Source organism: Sphingomonas sp. C3-2, from assembly GCF_033025475.1.
Lineage (GTDB): Bacteria > Pseudomonadota > Alphaproteobacteria > Sphingomonadales > Sphingomonadaceae > Sphingobium_A.
The window spans coordinates 2,924,371-2,945,709 of record NZ_CP130322.1 but is presented as its reverse complement, the minus strand read 5'-3'; the positions used below and the strand labels follow the sequence as shown (position 1 = coordinate 2,945,709).

16 protein-coding genes are annotated in these 21,339 nt (G+C 63.5%); 9 read left to right on the top strand and 7 right to left on the bottom strand.

The genetic code is table 11. The features are described from left to right. Positions 1 to 74: 74 nt before the first annotated feature. Entirely contained in the window at positions 75 to 2,249 is a 2,175-nt protein-coding gene (locus tag QYC26_RS14130) for a TonB-dependent receptor (RefSeq protein WP_317512864.1), read from the bottom strand. A gap of 106 nt (positions 2,250 to 2,355) precedes the next feature. Then, positions 2,356 to 2,730, bottom strand: coding sequence for a DUF2946 family protein (locus tag QYC26_RS14125; protein WP_317512863.1), 375 nt, complete (start codon positions 2,728 to 2,730; stop codon positions 2,356 to 2,358). A gap of 198 nt (positions 2,731 to 2,928) precedes the next feature. Here QYC26_RS14125 and QYC26_RS14120 point away from each other — a divergent pair, with 198 nt between their 5' ends. Then, the gene (locus QYC26_RS14120) at positions 2,929 to 3,723 is read left to right on the top strand and encodes a universal stress protein (RefSeq protein ID WP_317512862.1); all 795 of its coding nucleotides are present in this window, start codon (positions 2,929 to 2,931) and stop codon (positions 3,721 to 3,723) included. A gap of 221 nt (positions 3,724 to 3,944) precedes the next feature. Here the strand turns inward: QYC26_RS14120 and QYC26_RS14115 are convergent, their stop codons facing one another. Together QYC26_RS14115 and QYC26_RS14110 are read right to left on the bottom strand one after the other, a co-directional pair. After that, on the bottom strand, positions 3,945 to 5,312 hold the full coding sequence (locus QYC26_RS14115) for a tyrosine-type recombinase/integrase (RefSeq protein ID WP_317512861.1): 1,368 nt from the start codon (positions 5,310 to 5,312) through the stop codon (positions 3,945 to 3,947). A gap of 420 nt (positions 5,313 to 5,732) precedes the next feature. After that, the gene (locus QYC26_RS14110) at positions 5,733 to 10,331 is read right to left on the bottom strand and encodes an autotransporter domain-containing protein (protein WP_317512860.1); all 4,599 of its coding nucleotides are present in this window, start codon (positions 10,329 to 10,331) and stop codon (positions 5,733 to 5,735) included. 230 nt (positions 10,332 to 10,561) lie between these two features. Here QYC26_RS14110 and QYC26_RS14105 point away from each other — a divergent pair, with 230 nt between their 5' ends. Next, positions 10,562 to 11,473 carry a histone deacetylase gene (locus tag QYC26_RS14105; protein WP_317512859.1) on the top strand — a complete coding sequence of 304 codons (912 nt, stop codon included), beginning with the start codon at positions 10,562 to 10,564 and terminating at the stop codon, positions 11,471 to 11,473. 10 nt (positions 11,474 to 11,483) lie between these two features. Here QYC26_RS14105 and QYC26_RS14100 read toward each other — a convergent pair whose 3' ends face one another. Then, positions 11,484 to 11,735, bottom strand: coding sequence for a hypothetical protein (locus QYC26_RS14100; RefSeq protein WP_317512858.1), 252 nt, complete (start codon positions 11,733 to 11,735; stop codon positions 11,484 to 11,486). Positions 11,736 to 11,896: 161 nt separating this feature from the next. Here QYC26_RS14100 and QYC26_RS14095 point away from each other — a divergent pair, with 161 nt between their 5' ends. The 6 genes from QYC26_RS14095 (at position 11,897) to QYC26_RS14070 (ending at position 18,151) form a co-directional block, all read left to right on the top strand. Continuing rightward, on the top strand, positions 11,897 to 12,355 hold the full coding sequence (locus tag QYC26_RS14095; RefSeq protein WP_317512857.1) for a nuclear transport factor 2 family protein: 459 nt from the start codon (positions 11,897 to 11,899) through the stop codon (positions 12,353 to 12,355). A 46-nt stretch (positions 12,356 to 12,401) separates the two neighbouring features. Beyond that, complete coding sequence (locus QYC26_RS14090) at positions 12,402 to 14,546, top strand: NAD(P)/FAD-dependent oxidoreductase (protein ID WP_317512856.1); 2,145 nt, start codon at positions 12,402 to 12,404, stop codon at positions 14,544 to 14,546. Further along, positions 14,543 to 15,265, top strand: coding sequence for an SDR family NAD(P)-dependent oxidoreductase (locus QYC26_RS14085; RefSeq protein WP_317512855.1), 723 nt, complete (start codon positions 14,543 to 14,545; stop codon positions 15,263 to 15,265). The genes QYC26_RS14090 and QYC26_RS14085 overlap by 4 nt, the downstream gene beginning before the upstream one ends. Before the next feature lie 95 nt (positions 15,266 to 15,360). Then, on the top strand, positions 15,361 to 16,488 hold the full coding sequence (locus tag QYC26_RS14080; protein WP_317512854.1) for a helix-turn-helix transcriptional regulator: 1,128 nt from the start codon (positions 15,361 to 15,363) through the stop codon (positions 16,486 to 16,488). Positions 16,489 to 16,491: 3 nt separating this feature from the next. Further along, positions 16,492 to 17,244: a helix-turn-helix transcriptional regulator gene (locus tag QYC26_RS14075; RefSeq protein WP_317512853.1), complete on the top strand. Its 753-nt coding sequence runs from the start codon at positions 16,492 to 16,494 to the stop codon at positions 17,242 to 17,244. Between the two features lie 139 nt (positions 17,245 to 17,383). Beyond that, complete coding sequence (locus tag QYC26_RS14070) at positions 17,384 to 18,151, top strand: SDR family NAD(P)-dependent oxidoreductase (RefSeq protein ID WP_317512852.1); 768 nt, start codon at positions 17,384 to 17,386, stop codon at positions 18,149 to 18,151. 50 nt (positions 18,152 to 18,201) lie between these two features. On the opposite strand, the gene QYC26_RS14065 is transcribed toward QYC26_RS14070, so the two are convergent. Both QYC26_RS14065 and QYC26_RS14060 read right to left on the bottom strand, forming a co-directional pair. After that, positions 18,202 to 18,993, bottom strand: coding sequence for an SDR family oxidoreductase (locus tag QYC26_RS14065; RefSeq protein ID WP_317512851.1), 792 nt, complete (start codon positions 18,991 to 18,993; stop codon positions 18,202 to 18,204). Between the two features lie 73 nt (positions 18,994 to 19,066). Then, the gene (locus QYC26_RS14060) at positions 19,067 to 19,852 is read right to left on the bottom strand and encodes an SDR family oxidoreductase (RefSeq protein WP_317512850.1); all 786 of its coding nucleotides are present in this window, start codon (positions 19,850 to 19,852) and stop codon (positions 19,067 to 19,069) included. Between the two features lie 279 nt (positions 19,853 to 20,131). On the opposite strand from QYC26_RS14060, the gene QYC26_RS14055 reads away from it, so the two are divergent. Next, on the top strand, positions 20,132 to 21,289 hold the full coding sequence (locus QYC26_RS14055) for a sulfotransferase (protein ID WP_317512849.1): 1,158 nt from the start codon (positions 20,132 to 20,134) through the stop codon (positions 21,287 to 21,289). Positions 21,290 to 21,339: the final 50 nt, after the last annotated feature.

The following is a 21,339-nucleotide window of genomic DNA, read 5'->3' as shown; positions in this document are numbered from 1 at the left end:
TGTGCGCCGGCTTGGCCGGGATATGAAGCATATCCCGGCCCTGTTGCCTGAGAGGATGGCCGATTGCCCAAACGTCAGAACTTGACGCCGAGGCCGAGATTGATCGACCGACCGCGTCCCGGCACCGGGCGCAGCACACCGGTTGCGTTGTAGTCGCCCAGCGACGTGCCCCCGAGCGGTGCGTAATAGGCCTTGTCGAACAGGTTTTCCGCCGAGAGCGTGAAGCGGTAATTCTTCCAGCTATAGGCGACCTGGGCATCGAGCAGCGCATATCCCTTGGTGCGGGGTTCATTACGGGTCGGATCGACGCGATCCTTGTCCGCCGCCCAGGTGAAGTCGATGCGCGACTCGAACCCATCCAGACTGTGTTCGAGGCTGACCGTGCCGCTCAATGGCATTTGGTGATAAAGCGGCGCGCCCTCACTCTTGTTTTGCCCGCGCAGCCAGCTCGTCTTGGCGGAAATACGGCCCTTGCCGAAGCGATCATTCGACCACAGCGGCACGACACCTGAAACATCGATGCCGTAGATTTCCGCGTCCTGATTGGCGAACTGCAACTGCACGAAGCCGGTCGGCATTCCCATCATGTCGGTGAAGTCCTGCAACTTCACGACATCGATATAGTCGTTCACACGGGTGTAGTAGGGAGCGATTTTGAACGACCAGCCTTCGTCACCGCCGTCACTCAGCGTGAACGCGGCGCTGATCGTATCGGCCTTTTCTGGCTTCAAATTGAGATTGCCAACATAGCCGTTGCCGTCGCCGAACCAGCCGATCATGCTGCTCGACATGGCGCCGCGTCCCCAAGTGTAGCGCTCATAGATATTGGGCGAGCGCACCTTCCTGGCATAGCCGAGTTCGAGCGTCGCGATTCCGGAGAGATCGTAGCGCAACAGCGCCGAGCCACCCCAATTGCTGTCGTGCCGACGACGGTTCGCGGTGTTGAAATCCGCCGCCGCCATCATGTCGGCCATCTGCATCATCCCCGTCCCGTAAGGCTGGACGTCGCCGGTATTCATCCAGATCTGGTCATTGCGAACGCCGGCGATCAGTGTGACGCCATTCTCCCAGCCCTTTTCCCATTCAATGAAAGTGCCGAGCCGGTCGCGCTTCGCACCATTGACATTGATATAGGGGTTCGGCCCCATCATCATGCTGCCTGCGACCGGCGGCCAGAAATCGTTCAGCCACTGGTGCTGAAACTCGTTGCCGATCCGGAGTATCCCGGCACCGCCCAGCAGGATGTCGGCCTTCACATTATAGCCTGCCTGGCGCACTGCGGTGTTCATCGGCATCCCGCCGCCCGCAGTGCCGCCCTTGTCGTCGAGGAAGTTCATCTCGTGGTCGGTCTTGCGGTAATGCGCCCGCACATCGAGATCGCCCCAGTCGAAGGCACCCGCATAATGGCCGTTGAGAAACCAGCTCTTGTTGGACGTCATGTCCATATATTGGTTGGGGAAGCCCTCATAGGGCGAGAAATGATAGCCGCCCTTGAGCTCGAACAGGCCGATGTTGGTCTGCGCGGCGAGATTGAGGCTGTGATCGGTCTTGGCGAACTCGGACGAGCGCACCTTTCCAAGCGAGCCGCCGCCCTCGAAATTGTCGGCTTGCGTGTAGGAGCCGTTATAGGTCAGGCTCAGCGTGTCGCTGGCAGCCGTGACCGAAAGTGCGCCGCCGAAGCCATCGCCATTGCTGCGATAGAAGGCCGAGGCCTCCCCGGTCAGCAGCGTCTCGCCGATCGAGGCAAATTGCGGCGGCGCGGTTTCGACCGCGATAATCCCGCCGATGCTGTCGCCGCCAGCGCTGACCGGCGACACGCCGGTGATGACGCCGATCGAGCGGATCGTCTGCGGATCGGTGTAGGAAAGCGGCGGGTTCATGTCGTTGGGACAAGCCGAAGCGATCGTAACGCCATCGACGGTGATGCCGATACGCTGAGCGTCAAGACCGCGAATGATTGGCAAGGTCGAGAAGCCGCCCGCCGAGCGGCCGCTGACACCGGGAAGGGACTGCAGCAGTTTTGCCGTATCGCTCGACTCTGCCTGTCGAGCGCGCAGCTGCGATCGGTCGATGCGCTCGGGTGCTGCCGGAGACATATCCTGGCTGGCCGTGGAATCGACATCGACATCCGGAAGCGCCGTCGCTTCCTGGGCAAAGACGGGCGCGGACAGCCCCAGCAGGGCAACGCTGGAAAGCAGGCAGCAGGATGCGTGGCGGCGGGCCGCGCGGAAACCATTGACATGTGACATTATAAATCTCGCAATTGAGCAAGGCCATCGGGCCGATCCCGCCTCCCGTGGAGGAGACAGGACAAGTGAAAGGCGCTTACCGGCCTGCGGGCCGGGAAGCTTGCTATCAACTCAAAGCGACGGGAGGGGCCTGCGATGGCGGTGGCGGGGCAGCCATGCCGCGGCCGGGCGCAAGGCCGACAAGCGGAGCGCCATTTCGGTCCAGATCGAACCCCGCGATAGGCGCCGGTAGCCGGACATTGTCCGCTGCAGCCAGAGGCGCGGCATTGCTTGCGAACGCGCAGGTCTTATCCGGTTGCCCGTCTTTATGACCATCATGATCCTGATGGTCCTTGTCGAAGGGGATCACCATGGCCATCGAAGCCGGGCCGGTGCCGGTGCACAACATGACGCGGATAACGCCGTGCGCATCGCGCGCAGGCATAAAGCCACGCGGCATCAGTAAGCTGGTCGCCAGCAGCAGAAGTGCGAAAAGCCGCAATGTCCCTGCGTGCCACGACGTCGAGAGGACTCGGTGCGTCACGGACTGCCTGTTAGCCACATGTGGCGGCCCATCTCAACAATGGAAAAGCCGGATCGGGATTTGGCGATCGACAATGAACGGCTCTACCGTGTTTTGATCGCTTCAGTCCGGTGGCTTCGCTAAGGTGTGCGAAACCCGTCACGGTGAGGAGGATGAATGCCGATCAGGGATATCGTCATTGATGCGAGCCCAAAAGAGGGGATCGAGCAACTCTTCTCCTGGGTCGACCGATTCAACGAGCGGCTCCAGGCGCGTTTGTCATGCGTGTCCTACGCCTGGCCCAAATCTGATCTCGAGGAGGCGCTTCTCAATCCGCTCGGAACTGCCGGGCTCGAGCGACGCATGGAATTGGAAATCGCATCCGTGCGGGATGCCGGAACGAAGATCCTGGAGTCTCCCGATACAAGCTGGTGTACCGGCATCGCGCAACCGGACGACGCCATTCTTGATCATCTCCATACTGCGGATATGCTTATCTCGATCGCAGGATCGAGCCGTCAATGCGTCACGCCGGACCCGATCGACCTTGCGGTTCGCTCTGGAACACCTGTTCTCAGGCTAAAAGGCGGCATTAAGGCTGCCCCGATCGGAGTCGCCGTCGTCGCCTGGAAGGATGGCGCGGCAGCGCGACACGCCTTGCATGCGTCGCGCGCACTGCTGGCGTTGGCGAACGAAATTCAGGTCGTGGGCGTCGGCGACGAGGTCACGATGCGGAGGCTGGACGAGGTTGTCGACTTTCTCGGGCGATCGGGCCTGCCGGCCAGGGCGATCCACTTGCCCGATCCCAAAGGTCGCCCTGGCGAGGTGATCATCGACCATGCCCTAGCGTCCGGGGCTGACATCGTCATTTCCGGGGCTCGCAGCGAACGAACCTTGCGCGACCGGCTGTTCGGCAATGCCACCAGACAGTTCACTCAATGCTCCGAACTTTCCTGGTACATGACTGGATAATTGATACGCTCGCGAAAACCTCCAGATCGGCGACACTCTGCTGATGAGGAATCTGACGGTACGGGCTTCTCATCGACCGCCGACGTCGCCAGCTCATTCGGTTGTTGCGCGGTCGCTGAGCCATTCTTTGCCGGATACGAGCACAGGCCAGCGCGCCTTCGGCCCGCTTAAGGGCGAAGAGCGATCGCAATACAACTGCTTTGGAGTCGGCACTGGCAACTTTACGCGGCCATCGGTAGGCACGTCGAATCATCGATTCCAGGCTGGCTGTCACCATCTGAAAGACCGAGGAATCGAGACAAGGCTGCTTGGCGCGACATGCGATCAAGGGCGTATGATGTGTGGCTGAGCAACATTCCGTCCAACAGGCCCGCAATATAACCTGAGATGGTATCTGCGGCCATGATCAGCGCCGTATCGAGCGTATGAATATACTTGCTTGTCACACTATTGCGAGAGTGACCCACGATCGCGGATATGGTCGCCTCAGTGAATCCCAGGTCATTGCCAAGGCTCGCGAAGCTGTGACGCAGCACGTGAGGCGTCATCCACTCCAACTCCGTGCCTTTGAAGATCGCCCGCCACTGACGGGGAAACCCACCAAAGGCTTGGTCGCGTCTCCGGATTCCCCGGAAAATAAATGTCTGCTCCTCGATCGGACGGAGGCTTTCGAGCCGGTCGATCACACGTAGGCCGATTGGCCTGACGGACGCGCCTTCCTTACTATCGTTCAATCGCAGGCAGCTTTCGTCGGCGTCGAATTCGCTCCACTCCAGCCCAATGATTTCGCTGCGGCGCGCGCCCGTCAGCGCAATAAGCCGCGCGATCTCTACAGTCATCGAAAAGTTGGGGTTCCGACCCGCATCGTTTAAAATCTCGCCAAACCGTCGATATTCCGATTCAGTCAGGCGTCGAGTACGGACTTGGTCCTTTGGCTTCTTGACGCCGGCAGCAGGATTGACCTCAATGATGCCCGCATCTTTGGCATAGGTCAGAATTCCTCCGAGCAAACCCACAGTGCGGTTCGCCGTCCCGGCGCCGCCCTTGACGATGGAGCGACCACGGAGTGTCTTTGTCTTGACGTTTCGACGGGTCTTTCCCGCCATCACATCTTTAAGAACTTTCGTGACATCGGCCTTTGTCAAATCTTTCACCCGGCGTGTGCCGATCAGCGGCACGATATGACGATGAATACGCCCCTTGTCAGATACGATTGTTCCGGACCGTTTGGGTCGGCCACCTTTGCCCAGGATCAGCCCTTCCTCCAAATCCTTGAGGTAAAGATCGCACAGCTCCTTGACCGTGATCGACTTGTGGTCGAGCTGTCTCTCCTCTGCGGGATTCTCGCCTTGCGCGATCCGGCCGAGAAGCACCTTTGCTTCCTTTCGCGCCATCTCCGGCGTCCAGACACCGTGCAAGCCGATCGTGAATCGCCGGGTCCGTCCAAGCGCGCGGTACTGAACGAGATAGCTGCGTTTCCCTGAAGCGAAGACCCTCAGGCCGAAACCGGGAAGCTCGTCGTCCCAAACGAAATAGTCCTTTTCACGAACCTCAGCAGCATCCACATTGCGCTTGTTGATCTTGGCCATGGCGAAATACCTCCAGCGTCTGAGCTGCTTCCACGGAAGCACCACGGAAGCAGGTGGGAGCAAAGTCCCGGAAACAACAGCGTACCAGCGGCGTATTCTATTTTAGAAAAATGCTAATTAATATAGAGCATTAGCGTAGATTTTCGTAGTTTGGCATAGAACATCAAACCGTGGCGTGGCCTATGTTCTAATTCTCCGAAGGCAGAGGCCAGAGGTTCGAATCCTCTTGGGTGCACCATATTCCGTCAAAAAAATTAAGACTGAGCTTCTGACCTAAATCGGGTCATGTCCGAGTTATGCCCGAGTCACGCCCACTTTATGGAGGCTGTCAGCAAGCCCCTGCTTTTCAGCCTAGTATCGCCAAAGCAAAAGGGGCCGGCTCCTTTCGGAACCCGCCCCTTCGCTTCGCCTGTCAGCGGATCAGAAGCTGACGCGTGCGCCGATGCGGCCGCCCTTCGCGTTGGTGTCGGCGCCGAATTCGCCGTTCACGTTGACGAAGAGCACCGCGCCGTCGGAGACCCTGGCATTGAGGCCCGCCTCGACCGTTGCGAGCGTGCGATCGCGGGCGACGCCCGGCAGCGTGTAGCTGGTCGGGGTGTCGACGAAGCGCGCGCTGACGCTGGTCAGGTTGCCCGCGGTCTGGTGACGCATACCGAGCGATGCCCAAGGCTGGAGCTTGGCCTCTGCGTTGCCCTGCACGGCGATGGCGCCGCTCAGGAAGGTCGCATCGGTCTTCTTGCCGTCGACGATCAGGTCGAAATGCGCGGCGCCGCTTTCCGTGGCATCGCCACGCTTGGTTGCGATGTGGGTGATGCCGAGTTCGGGGCGCACCATCCAGCCGCCACCGATCGGCGCGGTGTAGCCAACCGCCGCGTCGAAGGTCCAGCCGCGCAGCGTGTAGTGGCTGGCCGCGGTGGTGCTGGCGTTGAGTTCGCGCTGGGTATCGGCCTTGCTGCCATCCCATGCGATGAGTGCGCTGGCGTCGAAGCCGCCCATTTCGGCCTTGCCGATCACACCCGCAATCACGCCATCCGCATCGGTCTTGGCGCCCAGCGCGTTGACGTTCTGCTGGGCATCGACATAGCCGACGAACGCGCCGATCGATGCCTTTTGCGAGCCGAAGCCGATGCCGCCGAGCACGCCCTGCGTCGAGACATTGGCGCGCGAAACGCCGCTGTCGTCATTGCCGGGAAGGCGACGCCAGTTGCCGAACATCTGGCCGAAGGTGAACAGGCCTGCCTGATCGCCATGCCCCATCTGCATCGTGCGCGCGGCGCCGGCGAGCGCGAGGCCGTTTTCGATGCCGATCTGCGTCGCCGAAGCATAGGGCTCGGACGAGAGGCGCGCCATCGCGGCTTCATTGGCAAAGCCGTCGGTGGTGAGCAGGCTGGGCACCGCATCGAGGATTCCGGCCGATGCCGTACCGTCGATGAGCAGGCTGTTCATATAACTGACAACCGCGGTCACCTGCGGCTTGGCGCCGTCGTGCAGCGCGAACTGGCCAAGCAGCTGGATGCTGTTCGCCGACTGGCGGATATAGCCGAGAACCGATGCCGCCTTGTCGATCGTGCCGAACGTGCCGGTGATGCCGTCCGTTGCGGTGATGAGGTTATAGGCGAGCCCCGGGGTCAGCGGACGTTCGCCGGTGAGCGTCAGCGTCGACCCATCGGCGATCGTGAGCGCACCGTTGATGACAATCGCGTCGCTGATCGTCGGCGTCATTTCAAACAGCGTGTTCGAGCCCGAGGCCAGCGACAGATTGCCGTTGATGGTCATCGTGCCCGGCGAGGCACCCGGCGACAGCGTTCCGGCGACATTGACATTCCCGTTGACGGTGCCTGCGCTGCCGAAGGTGCCGTTGGCGCCGACGTTGAACAGCGCGGCCGTGAGCGTGCTGCCCGCGCCGCCGATCAGGCGGCCGCCGTTGATCGTCAAGAAATCGAACGCCGTCGCGCCGTTGATACGGCCAACGCCCGATTCAACGAGCAGCGTATTGAAGCCCGAGAAACCACCGAAATCGAGCAGCTGCGGCGCATCGGCGGTCCCGCCGAGATAGAGCCCGATCGTATTCTGCCCGGTGCCCGCAGTGACCGTGCCAAGGACGGAGGATCCGCCGTACAGATTGAAGCGGTTATTGCCATTGCCGAACACGATATTGCCGAGAATCGCGCCATGGTTGGTGACGGAACTGTCGCCATTGCCCATCGCGATCGCGCCGAGGATCGTGCCATTGTTGACGATATGATTGTTCTGGCCGTCGGCGCCGGTGATGGTGGTTGCACCCTGGGTCTGCAGCGTCGAACCCTGCGCCACCGTCATCGTGCCGCCGTTAAGCTGGACGGTGTTGACCGCGAGCAGCCCGCTGACATCGATCGCGCCAATGCCGGTGAGGTCGATAGTCTCGAAATTGACGACGCGGTCGAGCAGCGCGTTGTTGAGCGTGCCGCCGCCCGTCAGGTCGAACAGGAAGGAATCATTGCCCGCTCCGCCGTCGATCAGGCCGTCCACGCTTGCGCGCACGCCCTGGATGAAGATGTCGTCGCCATCACCCATCGCGACATCGCCGATGATCGAGCCATAATTTTCGAGACGGTCATCCCCCTCGCGCAGCGAAATGCCGCCGATGATCTGCCCGGTTTCCTCGTTGCGGACGAGATCGGTCGAGCCGAAGGTGTCGATCGCGCCACCGAACAGGGTTTCGTCGCCCACCAGATTTTGGACAAATCCGTAACCCGCGCTGTCATTGCTGAGCTGGTTGGCGCCCGCGATAAGGCCGGCATTGACGATCGTAACGCGATCGGCGCGGGCGACGATGCCGACGCCATGGCCCGTCGCATCGGGATTCAGCTCCGACGCCGCCGCCTGCGCGGTGATGATGCCGCCCGCGGCGTTGGTGATCGTGATGCTGTCTGCATCTCCGCCGTCGAGCAGCACCGCCAGCGCAGTCGGGTTGGCCACGCCGCAACCCGTGTCGTTGAGCCCGCCGGTGGCCGCGATCGTGCCGCTATTGGCTATCACGACGTCCTTGTTGGCGACGGGCTGCGCAGCGGCGCGGCCGTAAATGATACCGCCACCGGCATTGATCAAGACCGCGTTGCCGCCGGCCTGGCCGTTCGTGATGGTGCCCGAATTGGTGAAGTTGATCACCGAGTCATCGGCGGCATAGTTTGCGATCTGGAAGGCCGAGCTGTTATAGCTGCCCCAGGGCGTCGCCTCGACACTGACGCTGCCGCTGTTGACGATGTTGGAAACCCGCGTCTCGCTGAAGATCGAAGCCGAACCGACGATATCGCCCTCATTCGCGAAGTTCAGGCTGGCAAGGCTGCCACTACCCTGCGTGTTATAGATGCTCAGGTTTATCGCCCGGTCGCTGTCGTACGCCGCCTCGATCCGGCCGGTGTTGACGAAATGCGTCTCCTCGGCGCTGATATCAAAGCTCGCGCCGCCCAGAATGTCGCCGCGGTTGGTGATCGTCGCGGTTGCGGCGTTCGCGGCCCGGCCGTTGCCATTATAGCCGATATTGGCATTGACTGCCTGAGAAGCGCCGACATGGGCGCTGCCGGGGCTGGAAATCACACCGTCATTGGTGAAGGTGAAGGTTTCGGACAGCGCATTGATCTGGATACCGCCGGTGATGCTGCCGTCGTTCTGGACACGGAAATTCCGGCCGCCGGGCTCCATCGCCTGATCATAGATCCGGACCGCGAGGGGAAAGCGCATCCAGTTCGACGCGCCTGCGCCCGAGGTATCGATATCGACGGTGATATCGCCCGTGTTCACGAACGAGAAGTCGGGGTTGCCGGTCGCCAGGACCGTAACCATCGGGTCGGCATTCGCATTCGTCGAACGGATCGTGCCATTGTTGGTGAACGATGCGGTTGCAAGAAAGCTTGCCCCATTCATCGTCTCATCGTTGGTGAACGATGTGGCGAGAACCTGAGTGTCGCCGTTGATCGTGCCGCTGTTGGCAAACGTTTCGCCCGCAGCATAGCTATTCCCGTTGATCGTGCCGGTGTTGGTGAACGACCTGCCAGAAACCTGGCTATTCCCATTGATCGTGCCACTGTTGGTGAATGATCCGGCGCCAACATAGCTATCGCCGTTGATCACGCCATCATTGGCAAATGATGCGGCTGCAAGCTGGATGTTCCCGCCGATCGTGCCCTGGTTGGTGAAGCTGGCGAGCCCGGCCTGGCTGCTACTAAATGGACCATTATTGGCCATGTCGCTCACCGTGCCCAGAGAGCCGAGATAGAAGATCGCGTACTCACTCTGATTGCCGATTAGCGTGCCGGGGATCAGGCCGATATTCCCTTGGTTGACGATATGGCCATCGCCCATCAGCACAATGCCCGACCCAGGCTGTTCGGGATCAGGCGAAATCAGCGTGACGGCGGTGTTGGCGCCAAGCGCCTCGACACCCCAGATCTCGAAGCTCGTCGGTGGCGTTGCGCCAATAACAGACTGCCCGCGCTCCGCGAAGGATAGCACATAGATGTCATCGCCAAGGCCGGCGTCGACATTGGCCATGTTGGAATTCCAGGTTCGGTTGACATAAAGCAGGCTGCCGGTGCCCGTCGGATTGCCCATGCGCACCTGCCCGGTCACCGTGCCGCCCGAATTGACGAAAATGCTGAAGCCGTCAGACAGCACGACATCTCCGGCGATCGTGCCGGCGTTGATGATGGCCTCGCTGCTATTATAGCTAGGAGAGCCGGGGACTACAGCGTCGATCCCCCCGATCGTTCCGCCCGCCTGGTTCACAACGGAGAGAATATCGCGCGTGCCGCGACGGATCTCGTTGATCGTGCCGCTGTTGACGATATGGGTGGGTTCCTGCGTGTAGATTGGGCCGACGGTGTCGGTCACGACGATCCGGCAGAAGCCGGTATCGGCATCCTCGCACGGCGGGTTGGCCGGAACCGCGAGTGCCGCCGTCGGAATCGCAGCAAGCGCAATGACACTGGCGCTCAAAATCGCGCGGTGACGGATGCCACCACGAATAACCTTTTTATTCAAATCAATACTCCCCTTGATCCAATATCATGCGTTATAGGATGAAGGGCGCGAACGTCTGGTTTCCGGTCAACAAATCGCTAAGAAATGCCCCTGTTTCGGGTCTTGCGCGATTTGTCCGCCGTCAGTGCAGATCGTATAGATTGTGACCGCAAACCCCGGCTGAAATCGTCAGGCCCTATGCCCGGCAATGCGGCTCGACCTGGGCGCCTTGGCGTTCTACCTGCAAGGCCATGCTGCATGTCGTCCATCATCCCGGTTATGTGGTCGAAACCGAGCGTGCGGGCACTTTCCCGCATGACAAATATGCGCTGGTCATGCGGGTGCTGGGCGAAAGTGGCGTGACAATGACGGTCCATGCGCCCGACATCATGCCGCGAAAATGGCTCGAGGCTGTCCACGAACCGGCCTATGTCGACGAAGTCATGAGTTGCACGGTGCCGGCGGCCAAGCAGCGCCGGATCGGTTTTGCGATCGACGAGCGGATTTCCCGGCGCTCGCAACTCTCCCCCGGTGGAACATGGCTTGCGGCGAAGCTGGCGTTGCAGCACGGATATGCTGCCAATTCCGCCGGCGGCAGCCATCATGCGCTGGCGGATTCGGGCGCGGGTTACTGCGTGTTCAATGATCTGGCGCTCGCCGCCAACAGGCTGATCGAGGAGGGCGACGCCGCGCGCATCCTGATCCTTGATCTCGATGTGCATCAGGGCGATGGCACTGCCGCCCTGACCGCAGGGCGCAGCGACATCTTCACGCTTTCCATTCATGCCGAGAAGAACTTTCCGGCCCGCAAGGCGCGTTCTTCACTGGATGTCGGGCTTCCCGATGCAACGGGCGATGCGGGCTATCTGGACGCTCTGGCCGGATCGCTGCCCATGGTCCTCGATCATTTCATACCCGACCTGATCCTGCTGCAGGCCGGCGTCGATGCCCATAGGGACGACAAGCTTGGCCGGCTGAGCCTGACCGACCAAGGCCTTGCGCACCGCGACCGCTTTGTTGCGGCAGAGGCGAAGCGGCGCGGCATTCCACTGGCGAGTACGCTGGGCGGTGGTTATGGCGCCGACCGCGAAGCCGTGGCCTTGCGGCACGCGCGCACGATCCTGGCCCTTTCCACCACGATCAACGCGAAAAATTCCGCCTGATCGCGCGGGCTTACTGCGCCGCCTTCTTCTCGGCATCGAGCCGGTCGACAAGTTTTTCGATCTCGTCGGGATTGAGAATCCAGGTGCGGGTCTTGCGGCCTTCGCGCATCACAGGCCCCGTCAGCAGGATGCGTGCCTGTTCCTTGGCCAAAGGCGTGAAGAGCGAAAAATGCGCCACGCATTCGAGCATCGATCCGATTACCGGCGTCTTGCCATCCAGATCGATCAGCGTTGCGGGCTGGTCCCAGGGAATGTTCATCATGATGTGCGCCTATCGCGACTTAGGGCGAATGCATAGGCTGAAAGCCGACCGCCCGCCGACCGCCCTAGTCAAATCGAAGGAGGCGCCCCCGCTCCGGTGCGCCTAGCGTGATTCTCCTGAGCCATCGGCGCGGTGCGGCGGTGGGAGATGAGGGAGAGGATATGACCGACAGCGCGAACCGCGAGCTGTTCATCACGATGTTGACCGCGCTTGGGCAGAAGGACTTCGACACGTTCGAGGCCTGCCTGGCGGAGGACGTGCTGCTGGAATGGCCGTTTCCGGTGATGGAGGGCTATCCACTCGAACAGCGCGGGGCGCGGTGGTTTCGCGAGGTGCTGGAGGTAAGCTGGCGCGATTTCGATCCCTATGCCTACCGGATCGAGGCCATTCACGACATGGCGGCGGGCGACATGCTGGTGGCCGAATATAGCTCGCACAGCCGTTATCACCCGACGAACGCGCCCTATTCGAACCGCTATGTCTCGATCGTCGAGTTCGCGGACGGGCGGATCAGCCGCTGGCGCGAATATCTCAACCCCATGGTGATCGCCAATGTGATGGGCGCGCAGGAATGGAGCGCCGAGGCGAGCGGCCCCGTGACGCCGGACGCCGCCGCCTGAACCTGGAACAGAGCCCGCGCCACGGGCGCCGGGCGGGAGAGAGATTATGGCATTCGCGCACCTGCTAAAGCCGGGGCGGATCGGCCCGATGGAATTGCGCAACCGCATCTTCATGACGCCGATGGGATCGAACCTGGCCGAGGATGACGGCATTTCGGGCGACCGCCTGCGCGTCTATTACGAGGCGCGCGCGCGCGGCGGCGCGGCGCTGATCACGATGGGTTCGGTTTCGGTGGGCTATCCCGACGGATCGAGCAATTGGCGGCAGGAGGCGATTTCCGACGAACGCCATGTGCCGGGCGTCCGCGCGATCGCCGATGCCGTCCACGCCCACGGCGCGAAGCTGGCGGTGCAGTTGCACCATGCCGGGCTGGTGGCGATGAACGACATGCTGGCCGGACGACCGATCTGGACCCCCTCCGCCCCCGCTATCGGCAAGGCGGATGGCGACATGATGGACGGGTTCCTCGAAGACGAGCTGGCGATCTTTGCCGCGCCCTATGCGACGATGGGCGAGCCGCGCTACCGGATCATGGACCACAGTGACATCCGCCAGATCGTCGACATGTTCGCGCGCGCGGCGGTGCGGGCGCAGCGCGCGGGCGTCGATGCGATCGAGCTGCATGCCGGGCATGGCTATCTGATCTCGGCCTTTCTCAACCCGCTCATCAACACCCGCGACGACGCTTATGGCGGATCGATCGAGAACCGCGCGCGCTTTTTGTGCGACGTCATCCGCGGCGTACGCGCGGCGGTGGGGCCGGACATGCCGATCTGGCCGCGGATCGACAGCCAGCATTTCCTGATCGACGGCGGCGTGACCGTCGAGGATGCCGCCGCGACCGCACGACTGGCCGAGGACGCGGGCGCCGACGCCATCCATGTTTCGGCCGACGGCCACCCCGGCCGGGGGCTGACCTATTCCACCGGCCATGCGACCGATGTGCGCAACGGCTTTATCGACGCCGCGACGCGGATTCGCGCGGCGGTGGACATTCCGGTGATCTGCCCCGGACGGATCGAGCCCGAGGACGGCGACCGTTTCATCCGCGAAGGGCGGATCGATTTCATCACCATGGGGCGCAAGCTGCTGGCCGATCCCGAACTGCCGGGCAAGCTGGCCGCAGGGCGCGCCAAGGACGTTCGTCCCTGCATCTATTGCTATACCTGCATCAGCCAGATCTTCTTTTCGCGCCCGGTGAAATGCGCGGTGAACCCCGAAACCGGTTTCGAGCGCGAACGCGCGCTGACCCCGGCGGCGAAGACGAGGAGGATCGTCGTGGTCGGCGGCGGGCCCGCGGGGATGGAGGCCGCGCGGCGGCTGGCGCTGCAGGGGCACACCATCACGCTGATGGAAGCGAGCGGGACGCTGGGCGGGACGGCGCGGTTCGCCTCCATCGCCTATGCGCCCAATGGCGGCATTGTCGACTGGCTGCGCCGACAGGTGGCGGCGCTGCCCAATATCACGGTGCAACTGCACACCGAGGCGACGCTGGAGCGTGTCCGTCAGATCAACCCCGATCATGTCGTCATGGCGACGGGCGCGCGGCGGGCGATGCCCCCCATCCCCGGCGCGGATCAGGATTTCGTGTTCAACGGCGACGAGATGCGCAGCCTGATGCTGGCGCAGAATCTGGATGCGCTGTCGGGCAAGATCGACGGGGTGACCCGGATGGCGGTGACGCTGGGGCGGATGACCGGGCTGACCGGACGGCCCGGCTTTGTCCGCGCGGCCAGCCGGCACTGGATGCCGCTGGGGGACCGGATCGTCATCATCGGCGGCGAGCTGGTGGGGATGGAACTGGCCGAATTCCTGGCGCAGCGCGGGCGCAAGGTGACGATCGTCGATCCGGCGGCGCGCCCCGGCGCCGGGTTGCAAGTGGTGCGGCGCTGGCGCGTGCTGGACGAGCTCAACCATCTGGGCGTGACGATGCTTTCGCACGCGCAGGACATTGCGATCGGGGATCACACCGTCAGCTATGCCAATCCGGCGGGGCAGATCCGCACGCTGGCGGCCGACCATGTGATCGTGGCGCAGGGCGCGACGGGCGATCTGCGGCTGGCCGATGCATTCGCGGCGGCCGGGCTGGCAGTGCACGCGATCGGCGACGCCAAGGGCGTGGGATATATTGAGGGCGCGATGCAGGATGCTGCGGAGCTGGCCCGGACATTGGAAGGAATGACTGCATGATGTTCGATTTTTCGGGCCGGTCGGTGCTCGTGACGGGGGGAACGAGCGGGATCGGCGCGGCGCTGGCGCAGGCCTTTGCCGATGCCGGGGCCGAAGTGACGATCACGGGGACGGCGACGGATGCCTCGGCCTATACCGCCCTGCCCACCCATGCCCGCTATCTGCAGATGAGCCTTGCCGACCGCGCGAGCATCGAGCGCGTGGCGGGTGCCTGCGCGTCGCTCGACATCCTCATCAACAATGCCGGGCGCACCGCGATGCCGGAGGATTTCGACGCGGCGATCGACGATAATCTGAAGGGCACCTATGCGCTCACCAACGCGCTGCTGCCGGTGCTGGCTGCAAGCGGTCAGCCGGGCGGCGGCGCGGTGCTGTTCACCGCATCGATGATGGCGTTTCTGGGCAACACGATCTTCCCCGGTTACGGTGCGGCCAAGGCGGCACTGCTGGTGCTGGCGCGGTCGCTGGCGCAAGGCTGGGGCGCCCGCGGGGTGCGGGTGAACGTGCTCGCCCCCGGCGCGATCCGCACGCCGATGACCGAGAAATTTGCCGACGATCCGTTTTACGGCCCCGAAGCCGCGAAGCGCACCGCAATTGGCCGCTGGGGCACCCCCGCGGACATGGTGGGGCCCGCGCTGTTCCTGTGCAGCCCGGCGGCGGCCTATGTGACCGGCGAATGCCTGTCAGCGAGCGGCGGCTATATGATCGCGGATTCCTGAGCGGGCGCGACATTATGCTGGAGTTGGCACGACGAAAGGCTCTACACACGGTTCCGGGCAGATTTTGGGGGAGCGGCCCCGCCGGAGACGTTGCATTGGGTATTCCTTCAGATCCGGTAGATGCTTTCTCGACCCTAGTTCTCAGCCTCAGCACCTCGCTGGTGAGCGACGATCCGTGGCGCGGGTTTCTGCTGGAACTGAGCCGCCAGATCGACGCCAAACACGGCACGCTCATCCTTGTGCCGCCCGATGCGGGCGGCCGGGGAACGATGACCACGCCCACATCGACGCCGCACGAAATTCAGGAATATATCGATCGCTATCTGGAGATCGATCCGTTCGTGCGCCTGCCCGAGGGGCAGGTGGTGGCGCTGTTCGAATATGTCGGGCGCGAGACGCTGGAGCAGCTGCCCGATTACAGGGAATGGCTGGCGGCGGTGGACGCGTCGCATATCCTGGGCGTCGATATGCGGCTGGCGAGCGGCTATGAGGCGCGGCTGCGCCTGTCGCGCGCGCCGGGCGGACGCGCCTTCACGCCCGAGGAACGCCGCTGGGTGGAAAAGATCCTGCCGCATCTGCGCCAGGCGCTTGAAATCTATCAGCGGCTGGAATTGTCGCAATATGAGCGCGCGGTGATGTTCGACACGGTCGAGCAGTTCGCGGTGGGCACGGTGCTGCTCGATTCCGGTTTCCAGGTGCTGAAGCTCAACGAAGTCGCGGCGTCGATCCTGGCCGAGGCTGACGGGATCGCGCTGATCGACGGGCAGGTGGTGCTGACCGATGCCGACGCGGACGGCGCGTTCCGGGCGACGATGGCGGCGGTGCGCGACGCGAGCACATCGGGGCGCCAGCTCTTTCCCGTCAAACGCGGCGCGACGGGCAGCGACATCATGGCGATCGTGCAGCCGGTGCCCACGCCGGTGTTCATGCACGGCGAGGCGGTGCCCGCGGTTGCGCTGCTGATCACCGACCCCGCGCGCAAGCGCAAGATCGACGGCGATGCGCTGTGCAAGCTGTTCGGGCTTACCCCCACCGAAGGGATGATCGCCGCCGCGCTCGCCAACGGCCATCTCGTCGGCGAGGCGGCGCAACAGCTGGGCATTGCCGAGAACACGGTGCGCGCGCATCTGCGCTCGATCTTTCTGAAGCTGGACATCAGCCGCCAATCCCAGCTGGTCCATCTGATCCACACCAGCTTTCCCGAAACCTTCGCGATCGGCTGATCCATGCGCGAAACCAGCGATCAGGCGCTGCTGCTCGCCGAGCTGAAAAAGGTGCTGAAGGACCGGAACATCCGGTACCGCGACATCGCCGCGCAATTGGCGCTGAGCGAGACGACGGTGAAGCGCCAGCTCAATGGCCGGGGCCTGAGCCTTGTTACGCTGGAGGCGATCTGCCGGATTGCCGATATCGGGCTGATCGAACTGGCCGAACTGGCGGCGCAGCGCGGCCATGCAAGGGCCCGCGCGCTGACGCATGCACAGGAAGCGGGGCTTGCCGACAATCTGTTTACCGCCTTCCTCTTCCTGCTGCTGCGCCATGACTGGACGCCCGCCGAGGTGCAGCGCGAATTCGATCTGGGCGAGCCCGAACTGATCCTGCACCTGCGCCGGCTGGAAAAGCTGCGGCTGCTGGATCTCTATCCCGGCAACCGGGTGCGGCTGCTGACGGTGCGCAATCCCGAATGGCTGCCCGGCGGCCCGCTGCGCCGGCAGATCGACCATTCGATGCGGATGCATTTCGAGAAGATGGATTTCCATGCCCCAAGCTCGGTGTGGGAGTTGGAGACGATGAAGCTTTCGGCCGGATCGATCGCCAAGCTGGGGCAGATGATTGCGGCGCTTTCCACCCGCATCCGCGAGCTTGCGATCGAGGACCGCGCGCTGCCCGCCGAACAGACCAGATGGTACAGCCTGCTCTGCGCCGCGCGGCCGATCGATCCGCGTGCCTTTTGGGAAAGCGCCGACGACGCGGGCTGAGCCGCGCCGGGGCCATGCACCGCCCCCGACAGGGATCAGCTGATGATCCTTTAAAACCATTTTCAACAATGACTTGCCCGAAAGGCCCCTTTTGCGATCCCTTTGCCAACGACAGGGTTCAGGCAAAAGGAGTTCGAATATGAGGCAGTTTCCCGAAGGCGCGACGCTGGTGTTCGGCGGCAGCGGCGGCATTGGCCAGGGTGTGGCGCTGGAATTCGGCAAGGCGGGATCGGCGGTGTCGATCGGCTATCGCAGCAAGGCCGATGTGGCCGAACGCGTGGCGGCGGATATCCGCGCGCTGGGCGTTCAGGCATCGACCTTTCAGGTGGACGTGACCGATCCGGCGCAGGTGCAGGCCGCGGTTGATGCGGCGGTGGCGGCGCATGGCCGCGTCCACACCATCGTCTGGGCGGCGGGGCCGTTCGTGAACCAGCGCCATATCAGCGCGATGACGCATGACGACTGGCGCCAGGCGATCGAGGTTGAGGTGATGGGTTTCTTCAACGCGGTGCAGGCCGCCCTTCCCCATTTCCGCGAACAGGGCGGCGGATCGTTCGTGACGCTGGGATCGGCCGGGCATTTGCGCTGGCCAGACCGCGACGGGCTTTCGGTGGCGCCCAAGGCGACCAATGAATCGCTGGTGCGCGGCGTGGCGCGCGAGGAAGGCCGCTACAATATCCGCGCCAATTCGATCCTTGTCGGCGTGATCGAGGCCGGGATGTTCCCGCAGTTGCTGGAACAGGGGCAGTTCGACCAGAAATGGATCGACGAGACGCAGGCGATGCTGGCGATCAAGCGCTGGGGCAAGCCGCACGAAATCGGCCGCGCCGCCGTGTTCCTGGCATCGGAGGATGCCGCCTATATCACCGGCCAGCAGATCAACGTGTCGGGCGGTTTCGGGCTGTAAGCACGGCCGTTCTTTTCCGGCCCGGGACAGGTGGCACCGGGCCGGGATGTTCAGCCAACGTGGCGCAAGATCCCGCCCTCGGCGCGCAGGGCGGCACCGTTGGTGGCCGAGGCTTCGCGCGAGCAGGCATAGAGGATCATGCTGGCAACTTCCTCCACCCGCGCCATGCGGTGGAGGAGCATGGTGGGGCGCAGGCTGAGCGCAGCGTGGCGATCGGCATCCTCCGCCGCGATCCCGTGCTGTTCGGCATAATCGGCCAGAAACGCATCGGCGCCGCTGGAACGCGTGGGGCCGGGCAGCACGCTGTTGACGGTGACGCCGGTCCCCGCGGTCAGCTCTGCCAGCCCACGCGCGAGCGCGATCTCCCCGGCCTTGGCGACGCCGTAATGCACCATTTCGGGCGGGATGTTGAGCCCGGCTTCGGAGGCGACGAGGACGATGCGGCCCCAGTTCCGATCCAGCATCCCCGGCAGATAGGTACGCGCGAGGCGCACGCCCGAAAGCACGTTGATCTGGAAATGGCTGAGCCAGTCTTCGTCGGTGGTATCGAAAAAGCCCGTCCAGTCGAACACCGCCGCGTTGACCACGACGATATCGAAGGCGGCATGGCTCGCCGCAAGCGCCCCTGCCCCTTCGGGCGTGGCCATGTCGGCGGCAAAGCCCGAAAAGCGGCCGTGCGGCGACAAGGTTTCGAGCGCGGCGTCGACCGCCTGTTGCGTGCGGCCGTTGACCACCACATGCGCGCCGTTCGCCCCAAGCTGGCGCGCCACTTCATGGCCGATCCCGCGCGTTGCGCCGGTGACAAGGGCCGAAAGCCCGGACAGGTCCACACGCATCGCCATTCTCCCGCCAATCATGCCATCTGGTACAGGGAATGGGGCGGGCGCTGGGCCCACCCCATCAGGACGGCACCCGTCAGGGCGCCATCCATTCCCCGCCGTTCACGTCGAGCACGGCACCGGTCACCATCTTCGTGTAATCCGAGACGAAGAGGAGGACCGAGCGCGCGCATTCTTCCTCTGGCGGGATAACCCCCAGCGGGATGCGCGAGGCGACGTGGGCGATGAAAGCTTCTTCGGTGCCGCCGGTGGCGGCGACGATGCGGCCGACGGCTTCGCGCACCGGATCGCCCCAGAGCCAGCCCATGCGCGTGCTGTTGACGCGGATATTATACTGGCCGACATCGGCGGCAATCTGGCGGGTGAGCGTGGTCAGCGCGCCCTTGGCCACCGCATAGGACACCGACCCGCCCGACATCGGCTTTAACGACTGCATCGTCGCGACGTTGACGATCGCGCCGCCGCCCTGTGCCTTCATCGGTTCGAGCACGGCCTGCGCCATGCGCGCGGCGCCCAGCGCGGCGACGTCGATCACCTGCCCCCAGCGCTCGACATCGCCATTTTCGAACAGCGCGTCCTCGCCGCCGATATAGGCGCTGTTCACAAGCCCGTCGACACGGCCAAAGGCCTCCACCGTCGCGGCGACCAGCGCATCGCAATCGGCGCGGCTGGTGACGTCGGTCGGCTTGGCGATCGCCTCGCCACCCGCCGCGCGGATATCGGCGACGACGGAATCGATGAACGCCGAGCTGCGCGCGGCAACCGCGACTTTCGCGCCCTCGCTGGCCGCGATCCGCGCCATCGCGCGGCCCATGCCCGGGCCCACGCCCGTGACGATGATGACTTTGTCCTTGAGTAACATAACCCTCTCTATCCGGCTGTTTCAGCCAAGAACCTCTCCTTGGGAGCGCCACAATATGCGCGGTGAGAAGGCCGCAACTCCTTCAAATCGACTAGGTGCGCCATTGTCCCAAACCCCGTCCGTCCGCCGCAGCATTTGTCCGCGCGGCCTAGTCGAATTGGGGGAAGTGGCGCGGCTCCGGCGGCGATAGTCCCGCGATCATCCCCGTCCCAACCGGGGCCATTTGATCGCAGGGTTTACGATGATGACAGCGTTTTTCGGTTTCGAGGGGGCCTGTGCATGAGCGCGCACTATCGGCCCTCCAGCCTTTTGGAGATTGCCCGGGTTCGCACCGGGCTTGAGGATTATGGCGATGACTGGTTCCGCGCGCCGTTTGAGGCGCTGGTCGGGTTCGTCAACCGCGAGGCGGGGCTTCGCGAGCAGGAAAACGGGCCGGTCGAACGGATCATCGCGTCGCTGATGGACCGGCTGAAGCTGGTCCAGCTGCTGAAGCAGCAGCCCCAGATCCTCGACGAGCCGATCGCGATCGCGGGCGCGATTGTGGGGATGCCGCGCACGGGATCGACGATGGTGCACCGGCTGCTCGCCAGTTCCCCCCAGCTCAATTCGCCCTATTGGTGGGAAACGACCTTTCCCCTGCCGCTCGACGGCGAAGACCCGGGCGATGCATCGCCGCGGATCGAGCTGGCGCACCAGACGGTGGAATATCTCCTCAAGTCCTGGCCCGATTTCGAGAGCATCGACCCGATCGACGCGATGGCGGTGGCCGAAGAGGTGATCCTGCTCGACAAGACCTTCCTGTCATCGTCGTGGGATTCGATGATGCATGTGCCGAGCTATGGTTTCTGGCAGGCCGAGCAGGACCATGAACCGGCCTACCGCGAGCTGAAGATCTGGCTGCAGGTGCTGCAGAGCCAGCAGCCGCACCGGCGCGGTAAGAAATGGATCTTGAAGACGCCGCATCACCTGCTCGGCGGGATGGGCGGGCTGGTGAAGGTGTTCCCCGAGGCGCGGCTGATCATGACCCATCGCGACCCGGCCGAGGTGCTTCCCAGCTATTGCAGCATGTGCGCGTCGATGACGATCAACGCCTCGTCCACCTATCGCAAGGAAGATCAGGGCGCATACTGGACCGCGCGCTTCCTTGACGGGCTGAAGCGGTTCGACGCGCTGCGCAGCGAACTGGGCGAGGGTGCGGTGTTCGACGTCCATTACCGCAACACCGTGAGCAACCCGGTGGACACCGGGCGCGCGGCGATGGCGGCAATGGGGCTGGAGTTCACCGCGGCCGATGCGGCGGCGATGGAGGCGTGCGTGGCCAGCAATGCCCGCGAAAAGCGCCCCAAGCACAAATACAGCATGGAAGAATTCGGTCTGTCGATCGACCGGATCCAGGCCGATTTCGCCCCCTATCTCAAGGGGCTTCCGGCCGCCTGATGGGATGCGGCGGCGCCAGCTGTGGGGCTATTCCCGTCGACTGGCGCCGC

Coding starts and splice junctions, on each gene's coding strand:
- QYC26_RS14130 (WP_317512864.1), bottom strand. CDS start 2,249: ATGTCACATGTCAATGGTTTCCGCGCGGCCCGCCGCCACGCATCCTGC.
- QYC26_RS14120 (WP_317512862.1), top strand. CDS start 2,929: ATGCCGATCAGGGATATCGTCATTGATGCGAGCCCAAAAGAGGGGATC.
- QYC26_RS14115 (WP_317512861.1), bottom strand. CDS start 5,312: ATGGCCAAGATCAACAAGCGCAATGTGGATGCTGCTGAGGTTCGTGAA.
- QYC26_RS14105 (WP_317512859.1), top strand. CDS start 10,562: ATGCTGCATGTCGTCCATCATCCCGGTTATGTGGTCGAAACCGAGCGT.
- QYC26_RS14100 (WP_317512858.1), bottom strand. CDS start 11,735: ATGATGAACATTCCCTGGGACCAGCCCGCAACGCTGATCGATCTGGAT.
- QYC26_RS14095 (WP_317512857.1), top strand. CDS start 11,897: ATGACCGACAGCGCGAACCGCGAGCTGTTCATCACGATGTTGACCGCG.
- QYC26_RS14090 (WP_317512856.1), top strand. CDS start 12,402: ATGGCATTCGCGCACCTGCTAAAGCCGGGGCGGATCGGCCCGATGGAA.
- QYC26_RS14085 (WP_317512855.1), top strand. CDS start 14,543: ATGATGTTCGATTTTTCGGGCCGGTCGGTGCTCGTGACGGGGGGAACG.
- QYC26_RS14075 (WP_317512853.1), top strand. CDS start 16,492: ATGCGCGAAACCAGCGATCAGGCGCTGCTGCTCGCCGAGCTGAAAAAG.
- QYC26_RS14070 (WP_317512852.1), top strand. CDS start 17,384: ATGAGGCAGTTTCCCGAAGGCGCGACGCTGGTGTTCGGCGGCAGCGGC.
- QYC26_RS14065 (WP_317512851.1), bottom strand. CDS start 18,993: ATGGCGATGCGTGTGGACCTGTCCGGGCTTTCGGCCCTTGTCACCGGC.
- QYC26_RS14060 (WP_317512850.1), bottom strand. CDS start 19,852: ATGTTACTCAAGGACAAAGTCATCATCGTCACGGGCGTGGGCCCGGGC.
- QYC26_RS14055 (WP_317512849.1), top strand. CDS start 20,132: ATGAGCGCGCACTATCGGCCCTCCAGCCTTTTGGAGATTGCCCGGGTT.